This is a genomic window from Pseudoxanthobacter sp. M-2 (assembly GCF_046156265.1).
Taxonomy (GTDB): Bacteria; Pseudomonadota; Alphaproteobacteria; order Rhizobiales; family Segnochrobactraceae; genus CAMDHY01.
Window position 1 is genome coordinate 660,743 of sequence record NZ_JAWDIR010000022.1, and the last position, 12,473, is coordinate 673,215.

At 73.2% G+C, this 12,473-nt stretch carries 10 protein-coding genes; 5 read left to right on the forward strand and 5 right to left on the reverse strand.

What is annotated here, in order from left to right; translation table 11 throughout:
• Positions 1 to 74 precede the first annotated feature (74 nt).
• The gene (locus tag RUR49_RS14695; RefSeq protein WP_409147123.1) at positions 75 to 1,244 is read right to left on the reverse strand and encodes a GGDEF domain-containing protein; all 1,170 of its coding nucleotides are present in this window, start codon (positions 1,242 to 1,244) and stop codon (positions 75 to 77) included.
• Positions 1,245 to 1,615: 371 nt separating this feature from the next.
• Here RUR49_RS14695 and RUR49_RS14700 point away from each other — a divergent pair, with 371 nt between their 5' ends.
• Positions 1,616 to 2,128 (forward strand): GNAT family N-acetyltransferase, encoded by a 513-nt coding sequence (locus tag RUR49_RS14700; protein ID WP_409147124.1) that lies wholly within the window; start codon positions 1,616 to 1,618, stop codon positions 2,126 to 2,128.
• Between the two features lie 78 nt (positions 2,129 to 2,206).
• Here RUR49_RS14700 and RUR49_RS14705 read toward each other — a convergent pair whose 3' ends face one another.
• The 4 genes from RUR49_RS14705 to RUR49_RS14720 all read right to left on the reverse strand — a co-directional run bounded on the left by RUR49_RS14705 (position 2,207) and on the right by RUR49_RS14720 (position 9,055).
• Positions 2,207 to 4,282 (reverse strand): hypothetical protein, encoded by a 2,076-nt coding sequence (locus tag RUR49_RS14705; protein WP_409147125.1) that lies wholly within the window; start codon positions 4,280 to 4,282, stop codon positions 2,207 to 2,209.
• A 9-nt stretch (positions 4,283 to 4,291) separates the two neighbouring features.
• Complete coding sequence (locus tag RUR49_RS14710; protein WP_409147157.1) at positions 4,292 to 7,072, reverse strand: DUF4159 domain-containing protein; 2,781 nt, start codon at positions 7,070 to 7,072, stop codon at positions 4,292 to 4,294.
• Entirely contained in the window at positions 7,072 to 7,989 is a 918-nt protein-coding gene (locus RUR49_RS14715) for a DUF58 domain-containing protein (RefSeq protein WP_409147158.1), read from the reverse strand. The genes RUR49_RS14710 and RUR49_RS14715 overlap by 1 nt, the downstream gene beginning before the upstream one ends.
• 64 nt (positions 7,990 to 8,053) lie before the next feature.
• Positions 8,054 to 9,055 carry an AAA family ATPase gene (locus RUR49_RS14720; RefSeq protein ID WP_409147126.1) on the reverse strand — a complete coding sequence of 334 codons (1,002 nt, stop codon included), beginning with the start codon at positions 9,053 to 9,055 and terminating at the stop codon, positions 8,054 to 8,056.
• Positions 9,056 to 9,560: 505 nt separating this feature from the next.
• Between RUR49_RS14720 and RUR49_RS14725 the strand changes: the two genes are divergently transcribed.
• The 4 genes from RUR49_RS14725 to RUR49_RS14740 are packed head-to-tail and all read left to right on the forward strand — an operon-like array spanning position 9,561 to position 12,359.
• A complete protein-coding gene (locus RUR49_RS14725) occupies positions 9,561 to 10,118 on the forward strand; it encodes a DUF1285 domain-containing protein (RefSeq protein ID WP_409147159.1) in 558 nt (185 codons plus the stop codon).
• Entirely contained in the window at positions 10,093 to 10,758 is a 666-nt protein-coding gene (locus RUR49_RS14730) for a CoA pyrophosphatase (RefSeq protein WP_409147127.1), read from the forward strand. The genes RUR49_RS14725 and RUR49_RS14730 overlap by 26 nt, the downstream gene beginning before the upstream one ends.
• A 12-nt stretch (positions 10,759 to 10,770) precedes the next feature.
• Positions 10,771 to 11,031 carry a DUF6111 family protein gene (locus RUR49_RS14735; protein ID WP_409147128.1) on the forward strand — a complete coding sequence of 87 codons (261 nt, stop codon included), beginning with the start codon at positions 10,771 to 10,773 and terminating at the stop codon, positions 11,029 to 11,031.
• Positions 11,028 to 12,359 (forward strand): CCA tRNA nucleotidyltransferase, encoded by a 1,332-nt coding sequence (locus RUR49_RS14740; protein WP_409147129.1) that lies wholly within the window; start codon positions 11,028 to 11,030, stop codon positions 12,357 to 12,359. The genes RUR49_RS14735 and RUR49_RS14740 overlap by 4 nt, the downstream gene beginning before the upstream one ends.
• Positions 12,360 to 12,473: the final 114 nt, after the last annotated feature.

The following is a 12,473-nucleotide window of genomic DNA, read 5'->3' on the forward strand; positions in this document are numbered from 1 at the left end:
CAATCGGAGAACGCAGGGATGCTAACTGGAACGAGTCCAATCAGGCCTTGATCCGGATCAAGTCGCGCGGCCCGTCACGCGCCCGCGTCGGCGGTACCCGGCTCGACCTCGACGACGTTGCGGCCATTGCGCTTCGCCCGGTAGAGGGCGCGGTCGTCGATGGCGATCAGCCGGTCGAGCCCGACCTCCTCGCCATCGACGACGGTGACGCCGACGCTGACGGTCGCCCGCACGTCGGCCTCGCCCTCGGTGACGATGACGGAGGCGAAGGCAGCACGGACGCGATCGGCGGCGGCGACGGCGGCGGTGCGCGGCGCCCCGGGCAGGATCGCCGCGAACTCCTCGCCGCCGATGCGGCCGAACAGGTCGGTCGGCCGCAGCAACTGTGTCGCGAGGGTCGTGAACTCGATGAGCAGGCGGTCGCCGACTGGATGGCCGAAGCGGTCGTTGATCTGCTTGAAGCGGTCGATGTCGAAGAGCAGCACCGCCAGCGGCCGGGTGTCGGTCTCGGCCCGCCGGACGAGCCGCTCCGCCCGGTCGAGGAAGGCCCGCCGGTTGTACACCCCGGTGAGGGAATCGATCGTCGCCGCGCGCCGCTGCGCCACCTCGGCGCGCTCCTTCGTCAGCGCGACGAAGGTGAAGCCGGAGGCGATGACGAAGACGAGGCCCTCGAGGGCGAGGATGCCGTAGAGCACCGGAGCACTGCCGAGATCGGTCGGCAGCGACAGCGCCTCTGCGAACGGGACGCGGGCGGCGAAGAACAGCCCGTGGACGCTACAGATGATCATCGCCGGAACCCGCGAGGCGAGCCGCTCCGAACGGTTGCGCCAGAAGTCGTAGGCGATGGCGAAGCTGAGGGCCGCGACCAGACCGGAGACGATGGCCGTGCGGGCCGACGCACTCTCCTGCACCACGGGCAGCTGCGCGAGGGCGAGCCACAGGATGCAGAGCGTCAGCACGCGCCCGATCGGCTGCCGTCTCCGGAAGAACCGGCGCACGCCGATCCACAGGCAACCATAGCCGAACAGCATCAGCGCGGCCGAGGTGGAGTAGAGGAGGTCCGGCGCGATCGTCCGTCGGCCGATCAGGGCGAGGAGCGAGAGCGCTCCGAAAAGATAGGCGGTGCCCCACCAGGCGAGCTCGTAGGTGTCCCTGCTCTGCCACCAGTCGACGAGCATCAGACAGCCGAGCACGGCACAACCTGCGATCGTCGCGACGAGGATCGTCCCGACATCGAGCATCATGCGGTGTGGCCCCTCCAGCCTGTCCGGATCCGGCCCGACCTCGCGGTTTCGTGGGCCGGTGAACGTCCTCTTAAGCGGGGCAATCGACCATTGCATCTCCTTTTTCGCGCATCGGTGGTGATGAGGCGACGGCGTGCGCCGGCCCTGCCGCAACCGCGCTGCTTGTCCGACACCCGCCATCGTGCTATCGCCCGACGCGATCGAGGTCGGGGCCCCCGTGGTGGCCCTTCCGGGAGGACGACCGTGGCCCTTCGGCAGCGACGACGACGCGAGACGGGCGGCTTGCCGCCGGTGTCCGCACGTTCCTGCCCCGGCTCCTGACAGCGCGCGCTCGCGCCCCGCGGGAGCCCACTCCCACGGGTCTGTCCTCCATGATGTCCTTTCCCTTCGTCGTCCGCGCGGAGACGTCGTCCGACGCTCCCGAGATCGAGAGCCTGCTCGACGTGGCCTTCGGGCCAGGCCGCTTCGCCAAGACGGCATATCGGCTGCGGGAAGGCGTCCCGCATGATCCGCGGCTGTCGTTCGTGGCGATCGCCGGCGACCGGCTGGTCGGCTCCGTCCGGCTCACCGGCATCCGCATCGGCGACCAACCGGCGCTGCTGCTCGGGCCGCTCGCCGTCGCACCGCACTTCGCCAACCGTGGCGCCGGGCGCGAGCTGGTGCGCACGTCACTCGACGCGGCGCGGGTGGATGGTCACCGGATCGTGCTGCTGGTCGGCGATCGGCCCTACTACGGGCCGCTCGGTTTCCAGCCGGTGCCGCCCGGGCAGATCACCATGCCGGGCCCCGTCGATCCGGCACGACTGCTCGTCTGTGCCCTCGTGCCGGAGGCGATGGCGGAGGCGCGCGGGGCTGCCAGCCGGATATCCCCGGCCATCACCTGACGCAGACGTGATCGGCGGGGCCGACCCGCCGGCCGGTCCAGCGCCTCGGGAAACGGTCCCCGAGGCGGGCCCGGGCCCTCAGCGACCTTCGCGAATCCACGTCGCCGACACGGCGCCGAGCAGCAGGGCGAGGCCGAGGAAGCCGGCGAACAGCGGCACCCGCGTCAGGCCCTCGAGCACCGTCGCCTCACTGGTCTTGAGACCGATCCAGTCGTCGCCGGCATAGCGGCCGGCGCGGCGCAGCGTCGTGACGCGGGGCAGCTCGACGGAGCCGTCCTCGACGATGCGGCGGACGCTGCCGCCGGTCCCGTCCGCGAGCGCCGCGAGCGGCTCCTCGGTCGAGCGGACGTCGAGGAATTCCTTCGGATTTGTCGGGCCGACGTGGGCGAGCGCCCGCCGCTCGCCTTCGACGGCGGTGTAGAGGCCGACGCCGGTGGCATCGGCGGTCGCCCGCCACAGGCCGGGCTCGGCCTCCGTCGGCGTCAGGGTGCGCTCGGCGCCGTCGGGACCCGTCAGCGTCACCGGGCCGACACTGTCGCCGAGGGTCTGCCGCTCGACGACGAGCTGGTCGCCGCGGACGGAGAGGCGGAGCGCTTCTTCCTCGAGCTCCGGCTCCTTCATCAGCCAGTGGGCGAGGCGGCGCAGCAGCGGCACGTGCGGGCCACCGCCCTCGTAGCCGCGCGCCCACAGCCACGCCTGATCGGAGAGCATCACCGCGGCCCGGCCCTCGCCCTCGCGGCCGAGCACCAATAGCGGCCGCTCGCCGGGGCCGTTCATCACCGTCGTGCCCGAGCTCGCCGCCGCCTCGAGGAGCTGGAACCAGCGGCCCCACTCCGGCGGTTCGGACTGCGCGCCGGGAAGGTCACGCGTCACCGGGTGGCGGCGGCCGAGATCGGAAAGCTCCGCCCGGTAGGGCTCGTCGAGGGTGTTGCCGGTCGGCTCGGCCGGCAGCACGGCGCCGAGCGGCGTCTCGAACAGGCTGTCGCCGAAGGCGTAGTCCGGACCGGAGGCGACGAGCACGGCGCCGCCCTCCTGCACATAGCGGGCGATGTTGTCGAAATAGACGAGCGGCAGGATGCCGCGCCGCTGGTAGCGGTCGAAGATGATGAGGTCGAACTCGGCGATCTTCACCGAGAACAGCTCGCGCGTCGGAAAGGCGATCAGCGACAGCTGGTTGATCGGCGTGCCGTCCTGCTTCTCCGGCGGCCGCAGGATGGTGAAGTGGACGAGGTCGACCGAGGCGTCGGACTTCAAAAGGTTGCGCCAGGTGCGCTCGCCGGCGTGCGGTTCGCCGGAGACGAGCAGAACCCGCAGGTTCTCGCGCACGCCCTCGACGACGGCGACGGCGGTGTTGTTGATGGTGGTGAGTTCGCCCTCGAGCGGCGCCACCTCGAACTCGAAGATGTTCGGCCCGCCGTGCGCCACCGTGAACGGCACCGAGAAGGCCGTGCCGACGGGGGCGGTGATCTCCTCGACGGTCTCGCCGTCGCGGCGCACCGTCAGGCGGACGTCGCCGCCGGACGGCGTCGGGCCGTCGTCGACGATGCGCAGATCGACGCTCTGCTCGGTACCGACGAGACCGAAGCGCGGCGCCTGCTCCATGACGATGCGGCGATCGATCTCGTCGTCGCGACCGGTGACGAGGGCGTGCACCGGTGCCTGGAAGCCGAGGCGGGCGGCGTCCTCGGGAATGTCGTGGACCTGACCGTCGGTCAGGAGCACCGCGCCGGCGACGCGGTCCGGCGGCACGTCGGCGAGGCCGTTCGCCAGCGCCTCGAACAGGCGCGTGCCGTCGCCCGCCGCGCCGTTGCCGGGGCGGGCCTCGATGATGCGCGTCTCGATGCCGTCGACGGCGGCGAGGCGCTCGGCGAGACCGGCGAGGGCGGCATCGGTCTCCGCCGAGCGCTCGCCGATCCCCTGGCTCTGGCTGCGGTCGACGACGATGGCGGCGACGCTCGTCAGCCGCGCCCGCTGCTCCTCGACGAGCGAGGGGTTGAGGAGGGCCAGCGCCAGGCAGAGGCCGGCAGCGAGACGCACCACGGCGCCGCGCACGCGCCGCGCCAGCGCCGTCAGCGACAGCGCCACGGCCAGCGCGGCGAGCGCGACGATCGCCCAGATGGGCAGCAGCGGATCGAAGGCGAGGGACCAGTTCAACAGCCGCTCCTACTGGCCGAGCCGCTCGAGCAGCGCCGGCACGTGCACCTGGTCGGCCTTGTAGTTGCCGGTGAGCGCGTACATGACGATGTTGATGCCGGACCGGAGCGCGAACTCGCGCTGGAAGGGATCGGCTGGCACCGTCGGATAGAGCCAGTCGCCGGCGTCGCTGACCGCCCAGGCACCGGCGAAGTCGTTGGCGGTGATCATGATCGGCGAGACGCCGTCGCCGGCGCGAACCGGCCGCCCCTCGCCCGCCTCGCTCGCCGACGCCTCGACCCACAGCGGCCCGCCCGACCAGCGGCCGGGGAACTCGTCGAGCAGGTAGAACGCCTTCGTCAGCACGTGGTCGGCCGGCACCGGCTCGAGCGGCGGGATGTCGAGGCCGTCGAGAATCTCGCGCAGCTTCAGCGTCGCCGGTCCGACGCCGCCGAAGCCGCCGGTGGTCAGCTGGTCGCGGGTGTCGAACAGGATGGTGCCGCCGTTCTTCATGTAGGCATCGACGCGTGCCATCGCCTGCGGCGACGGCTTCGCCTGGCTTTCGGTCAGCGGCCAGTAGAGCAGCGGGAAGAAGGCGAGCTCGTCGCGGCCGGGATCGACGCCGAGCGGCTCGGCCGGCTCCAGCGCCGTGCGCTCGGCGAGGAAGCGCGACAGGCCGGCGAGACCGAGCCGGCTTGCCTCGTCGACGGCGGCGTCGCCGGTGGTGACATAGGCGAGGCGCGTCTCGTTGGCGGCCTCCATCGCGAAGGCGTCGGCGTCAGCCGTTTGCGCGCGTGCCGGGTCGGCGACGCCGAGCGCCGCGGCGAGGACCGCGCCGGCGGCGAGTGCCGCCACCGACGAGCGGCGGAAGCGGAAGCCGCCCGAGAGGATCAGCACGGCGATGGCGTCGGCGATGAGCAGCAGCATGGCGGCCGTCAGCAGGAAGGGCTTCAGATCGACCGGCCCGTCGACGGCATAGCCGATGCGGGTGGCGGTGCCGGCGAGCGGGCCGAGGGCGAGCGGGGCGAGCACGGCATCGTCGGCGAGCAGGTTGACGGCGCGGAACGAGTCGTCCGCGCCATAGAGGCCGGGCGGACGGGTGGGACCGACGTCGCCGGCGAGCGGCGCACCGGGCGACAGCGGCTCCACCTCCGGCCCCGGCGCGGTGAAGCGGCCTTCGCCGTCGAGGACGCGCATCGGCTGCAGCGGCACGGCCGCGGTGCCGGCCGTCTCGCCGGCCGCGGACGACAGCGCCACCAGCCGCCTGAGCATCTCGACGAAGCCGCCGGAGAGCGGCAGGTTCGACCAGGACGTGTCGGCGGTGACGTGGAAGAGCACGATGGTGCCGTCGCCGAGGGGGGCGGCGGTGACGAGCGGCGTGCCGTCGCCGAGGCTCGCCCAGGTGCGCTGGGCGAGGTTGGCGTCGGGCTCGGCCAGCACCTGGCGGTTCACCGTCACGTCGTCGGGCACCGGCAGGCCGGCGAACGGCCCTTCCGGCGTGAAGCTCGCGAGCGGCTGCGGCTCCTCCCACGACAGCGAGCCGCCGAGCACGCGGCCGCCGGTGCGCAGGCGCACGGGCACGAGGTCGTCGCCGCCCTCGGCGAGGCGCGGGCCGGCGAAGCGGACGAGCACGCCGCCGTTCTCGACCCACTGCTCGATCTCCTCGCGGGCCTCGCCGACCAGCGTGCCGACGTCGGCGAGCACGATGATCGACACGCCCTCGTCGACGAGGCGCTTCACCGTGTCGGCGATGTCGGTGCCGACGGGTTCGCGCAGGTCGGCGAAGGGGGCGAGCGCGCGGGAGAGGTAGTGCAAGGGCGACAGCAGCGGCTGCGCCTGGTCGGCGTTGGCGCCGCTGATCAGGCCGACGGTGCGCCGCCGCCAGCGCTCGTCGACGAGGCGGACGGCACCGGCCGTCTCGCTGGCCGCGACATCGAGGCGGGCAATGTCGTTGCGCAGGCCGCCCGGCAGCTCGAAGCGGGCGGTTGCCTCTCCGGAGCCGGGCTCGAAGGTGGCCGTCGCCTCGCCGAGCAGGAATCCACGGAGATCGTGAGCGGACACCGTCACCGTGCCGACCGCAGCCGACGGCAGGCGGCGGACGGCGACGTCGAGTGCCTCGGCGCCGTTGTCGATACCGGCGAGGCCGACGGTGGACGGAGTCGCCTCCTCGACCACGGTGACGCTCGCGCCGGTGCCGGCGAGAAGGTCGGAGAAACCGTCGTCGCGGCCGGAGAGGCCGTCGGAGAGCCACACCACCGCCGCCGGCGGCGTCGCCGCGAGCACGTCGCCGAGGGGCTCGACGAGGCCGGCGCGGTCGCTCGGCCAAGGCCGGGGGCTGAGCGCACCGAGGCGCTCCAGCGCCGCCGCGGCGGTATCGGGAGAGAGTGGCTGGCGCGGGCCTTCGGCGGTGGCGGCGAGCACCACCGGCCGGCCGGCCGCCTCGGCCTCGGCGAGCGCACGCTCGGCCGCGACGAGCCGCGACGGCCAGTTGTGCGACGCCGCCCAGCCGTTGTCTACAACGAGAAGGAGCGGCCCGGAGCCAGCCGCGACCGGTCCGACCGGGCGCCACAGCGGGCCGGCGACGGCGAGGATGACCAGGGTGGCGAGGATCAGCCTGAGCAGCGTCAGCCACCACGGGCTCTTCGACGGCGTCTCCTCGCGCTTGGCGATCTCGGCGAGCAGCCGCGTCGGCGGGAACGACACCCGCTGCGGGCGCGGCGGCGTCAGCCGCAGGAGCCACCAGATCACCGGCAGCAGCGCCAGGGCGGCGAGCACCGCGGGGGCCGTGAAGCCGATCGGCAGGAATCCCATCATGTGCCCGCCCTCGTGGCGGCGCCGGCGAGGCGGGCGTGGATGGCGATCATCACCTCGGACGCCGGCCGGTCGGTGTGGTGGACGACGAGCGACCAGCCGACGCGGCGGCAGAGGTTCGTCAGCGCGTCGCGGTGGGCGGCGAGCGCCGTGCGGTAGGCCTCGGCCCAGGTCTCGGCCCGTCCGGCGACGATGCGCGCGCCGGTCTCGGGATCGCGGAACTCGGTGCGGCCGTCGAAGGGGAAGGTTTCCTCGACGGGATCGAGCACCTGCACCAGCGTGCCCTGCACCCCGCGGCGGGCGAGCATCTCGACCCAGGCGACGGTGGCCGGCAGCGGATCGAGCAGGTCGCCGATCGCCACCACGTCGGAGAAGCGGCGGACATCGTTCGGTTCGGGGAGCGCGGTGCGGCCCTCGGCTTCCGCCGCCTCCAGCGCCAGCGTCGCGGCGAGGCGCTCGGCGGCGTTGCGGCTGGCGATCGGTCGCGACAGGCCGAGCAGGCCAACACGCTCGCCCGCACGCGCCGCCACCTCGGCGAGTGCCAGGAGAAGCACCAGCGCGCGGTCGCGCTTCGTCGTCTGCGACAGCTTCGAGCGGTAGACCATCGAGGCGGAGAGATCGGCGGTGAGCCAGAGCGTGTGCGCCGCCTCCCATTCGCGCTCGCGGACGAACAGGTGGTCGTCGCGCGCCGAGCGGCGCCAGTCGACGCGGGAGGCCGGCTCGCCGTCGATGAAGGGGCGGAACTGCCAGAACGTCTCGCCCTGGCCGGCACGACGGCGGCCGTGCCAGCCGGCGATCACCGTCTGGGCGACGCGGCTCGCCTCCACCAGAAGATCAGGCAGGCCGTCGGCGAGGCCCTTGGCGTCGACGAGGCGGCGCTCGAGGCCGAGCTCGCCGCCAGCGCGAGCGGGCGCCACACCGCGGGCGGAGGACGATCGGTTCGCGGCGGTGGACTGCGCGAGGCTCGCCACCCGCCCGTCCTCACCCGATCTTTCGCACGAGCCGCTCGATCACGGCACGCACGGTGTTGCCGTCGGCGCGGGCGGCGAAGGTCAGCGCCATGCGGTGCTGCAGCACCGGCTCGGCAAGCGCCACCACGTCGTCGACGGAGGGGGCAAAACGGCCCTGCAGAAGGGCGCGGGCGCGCACAGCGAGCATCAGCGCCTGGCTGGCGCGCGGCCCGGGCCCCCAGGCGACGACGTCGGCCACCTCTGGCGACTCTTCGGGCCGGGCGGAGCGGACGAGGTCGAGGATCGCCTCGACGACGGATTCGCCGACCGGCAGGCGGCGCACCAGGCGCTGGAAGCGGGCGAGCTCCTCGCCGGTGAGCACGGCGCGCGGCTCGGCCTCGCCGGCACCCGTGGTCTCGACGAGGATGCGCCGCTCGGCGTCGCGGTCGGGATAGTGCACGTCGATCTGCAGCAGGAAGCGATCGAGCTGCGCCTCGGGCAGCGGATAGGTGCCCTCCTGCTCCAGCGGGTTCTGGGTGGCGAGCACGTGGAAGGGCTTCGGCAGGTCGTAGCGCTGCCCAGCGACGGTGACGTGGCCCTCCTGCATCGCCTGCAGCAGCGCCGACTGGGTTCGTGGGCTGGCGCGGTTGATCTCGTCGGCCATCAGAAGCTGGGCGAACACCGGGCCGGCGATGAAGCGGAAGGAGCGGCTGCCGTCGCGCCCCTGCTCCAGCACCTCGGCGCCGACGATGTCGCTCGGCATCAGGTCCGGCGTGAACTGGATGCGGTGCGCCTCGAGGCCGAGGACGGTTCCGAGCGTGACGACGAGCTTGGTCTTCGCGAGGCCGGGCACGCCGACGAGCAGGCCGTGGCCGCCCGAGAGCAGCGTCACCAGCGTCCGCTCGACCACCGCCGCCTGGCCGAAGATGACGCGACCGATCTCGGTGCGGGCCTCGGCGATGCGGGCGACGGCGGCTTCCGCGTCGCGCACGATGGCGTCCTGGTCAACCGCCTCGATCGTCATGGCGCTCATTCGCGTGCCTCTCCGCCTGCGCTTCGCCTCGTCCCGCCCGTCGTCTGACCAGCGGATGATACGCTATCTGGCGCGCCCGTCCCGCGCGACAATCGCCCCGTGCACGGAAACCGAGCGGCGCCTGTGGCGCCCGCCGCTGCCCGAAAACGGTGCAATGTTCGTTCCATCGCGGCGAGCGCGACGACGACCAGTGGTTCCATCGGACCGGCGAAGACCGGCTATTTCGTGGCGCACTGGGCCGGCGAGGCGCACGCAGCGCGCATTCGACGCAGCACCGGCCCGTTCCCGCGCCCACACGCGCCCGGAACCGAAAGGTGCCGTGCGCCCTTGCACCCCCGGCGCCCGCGCGTCATTTGGAGACGGTCGCCCCCGGCGGCGCCCGGTGGCGAAGGCGCCATCGGCGACCGGTGGCAGACGAGGAGTGCGCCCCGTGACGAGCCGGCCCGACGAGACGACGCGCGCCAGCAAGAGGAACGAGCCGGCGGCCGACCCGCAGCTCGCCGCGCTGATCGCCCGCGCCGGCGCCGCCGGCCGCGCGCCGCCGGTGGAGCGCTGGGACCCGCCGTTCTGCGGCGACATCGACATGAGGATCTCCGCCGACGGCCGCTGGCACTATGGCGGCTCGCCGATCGGCCGCGAGCCGCTCGTCAAGCTCTTCGCCTCGGTGCTGCGCCGCGAGGCGGACGGCCGCTATCTGCTGGTGACGCCCGTCGAGAAGCTCGGCATCACCGTCGAGGACGTGCCCTTCCTCGCCGTCGAGATGCACGCCGAGGGTGAGGGGGAAGCGACCCGCCTCGTCTTCCGAACCAATGTCGGCGACATCGTCACCGCCGGGCCCGAGCGGCCGCTACGCTTCGTCGATGATCCCGCCAATGGCGGGCTGGTGCCCTATGTACTGGTGCGCGGGCGGCTGGAGGCGCGGCTGACGCGGGCGCTGGCGCACGAGCTGGCTTCCCGCGCCGTCACGGCGAGTGTCGACGGCACCGAGCATCTCGGCGTCTGGAGCGACGGCATGTTCTTTCCGATGATGGCGGCCGATGCGCTCGACGCCTCTCTCCGCTGAGGGCGCCGGCGGCCCGGCGCCGTTCTCGACGGACGACCTCGTCGCCCGGCGGGGCCGGCTGATCGGGCTCGGCGAGGCGGTGCTGTCGCTGCCGCCGTCCGGAGACCATGTCATCGACCCGAGCGTGCCGCTGGCGACCGGGCTGCGCGATGCCGCCGTGCTGATCCCGGTGGTGGCGCGCGGCACGGAAGCCGGCGTGATCCTGACACAGCGCACCGACCACCTGCCGGCCCACGCCGGCCAGGTCGCCTTTCCCGGCGGCAAGGTCGACGCCGGCGACGTCGACCCCGCCGCCACCGCGCTGCGGGAGGCGGAGGAGGAGATCGGGCTGTCGCGCTTCCTGGTGACGCCGCTCGGCTATGGCGATCCCTACATCACCACCAGCGGCTACCGCGTCGTGCCGGTGGTGGCGCTGGTCGCCGGCGACCCGGTGCTGGCGCCCAACCCGGCCGAGGTCGCCGACGTCTTCGAGGTGCCGCTCTCCTTCCTGATGACGGCGACCAACCACGTCGCGGTGCGGCGCGAGTGGCGCGGCATGGAGCGGCGGACGTTCGAGATGCCCTATGCCGGCCGCCGCATCTGGGGCGTCACCGCCGGCATCGTGCATGCGCTGCATGCGCGCCTCTACGGCGCCGGCTGAGAAGGAAACTAGATGGTGCTACGCCTCGCCCTCATCGAGATCGCCCTGTTTCTAGCCCCCTTCGCGATCTATGCGGCGTGGCTCTGGTTCACCCGCGGCAGCGCCGCGCGCTCGAACTGGACCGCTGGACCGGTCTATGTCCTGGCGCTCGTCGGGCTCATCCTGACGGTCGTCGGCTTCGTGCTGCTCGCGAGCTTCGGCGAGTCCGAGCGCGGCACCTACCGGCCGGCGGAGGTGCGCGACGGCGTGCTCGTGCCGGGCCGCTTCGAATGAGCGCAGACCCGGCCCTGCCCTCCTTCGCCGGCGCGCCCTTCCTCGCCGACCCGGCGCTGCGGCGCGTCGTCGAGGCGATTACCGACGATGGCGGCGAGGTGCGGCTCGTGGGTGGCTTTGTCCGCGATGCGGTGCTCGGCGAGCCGATGGACGGCGACCTCGACCTCGCGACGCCGCTGTTGCCGGAGGTCGTCTCCGAGCGCGCCCGCGCCGCCGGGCTCAAGGTGGTACCGACCGGCATCGACCACGGCACCGTGACGGTGGTGGCGAACGGGCGGCCGTTCGAGGTGACGACGCTGCGCCGCGACGTCGCCACCGACGGGCGCCGCGCCGAAGTCGCCTTCGGCAGCGACTGGCTGGAGGACGCCCGCCGCCGCGACTTCACCATGAACGCGCTGTCGCTGGCACCGGACGGCACGCTGCACGATCCGGTCGGCGGCTATGCGGATTGCCTCGCCCGCCGCGTCCGCTTCATCGGTATCGCCGACGAGCGCATCCGCGAGGACTATCTCCGCATCCTGCGCTTCTTCCGCTTCCACGCCCGCTTCGGCACCGGCGCGCCGGACGGCGAGGGCCTGCACGCGGTGACACGCAACCTCTCCGGCCTGCAGCAGCTCTCGGCCGAGCGCATCGCCCAGGAGATGCGCAAGCTCGTGCAGGCCACGGGTGCGGCCGAAACGCTCGGCTTCATGGCCGAATGCGGCGTGCTCGACCGCGTGCTCGCCGGCGTGCCGCGCCTCGTCCGCTTCGCCCGCTGGCTGGATCTCGTGCGCGCAACCGACACCGCGCTCGCCCCCGCACCGGCGCTGGTGGCGCTGTCGACCTTCGTACCCGAGGACGTCGAGCGGCTGGCCGCGCGCCTGAAGCTCTCCGGCGCCGAGCGCACCCGCATGGTGGAGGCGGAGACGGCGCGGCGGGCGATCGCTGGCCTGATGGCGTCGGTCGGGAAACCGGCGGGCGCCGAAGGGGGATCCGCGGATGCCAACCTCACCGACGAGCAGGCCCGTGAGGCGGGCGGTGGCAGCGGCGCGGCCGACGGACACGTCGCCCGCGTGCTGCTCTACCGCCTCGGACCAGCGGCGTGGCGCGACGGCGTGCTGCTCGCGTGGGCCGATGCCGGTGCGGCGGCGGACGATGTGCGGTGGCGGCAGCTGCTGTCGCTGCCGGACCGCTGGACGGCGCCGCGCTTTCCGCTTGCCGGCCGCGACCTGATGGCCGCCGGCCTGCCGGCCGGACCAGAGCTAGGCCGCAGGCTCGCCGACGCCGAAGCCCGCTGGATCGCCTCGGACTTCACGCTGACGAAGGCGGAGCTGTTGGCCGGCGGCTGACTGCCGCCCGCTCACCCGCGATTTGTCATCGCCCGGACCCGGCTTACCCTTCGATCCGTCATCGCCCGGCTTGACCGGGCGATCCATCCAGCGCGCAAACGCCGGCGTGGCACT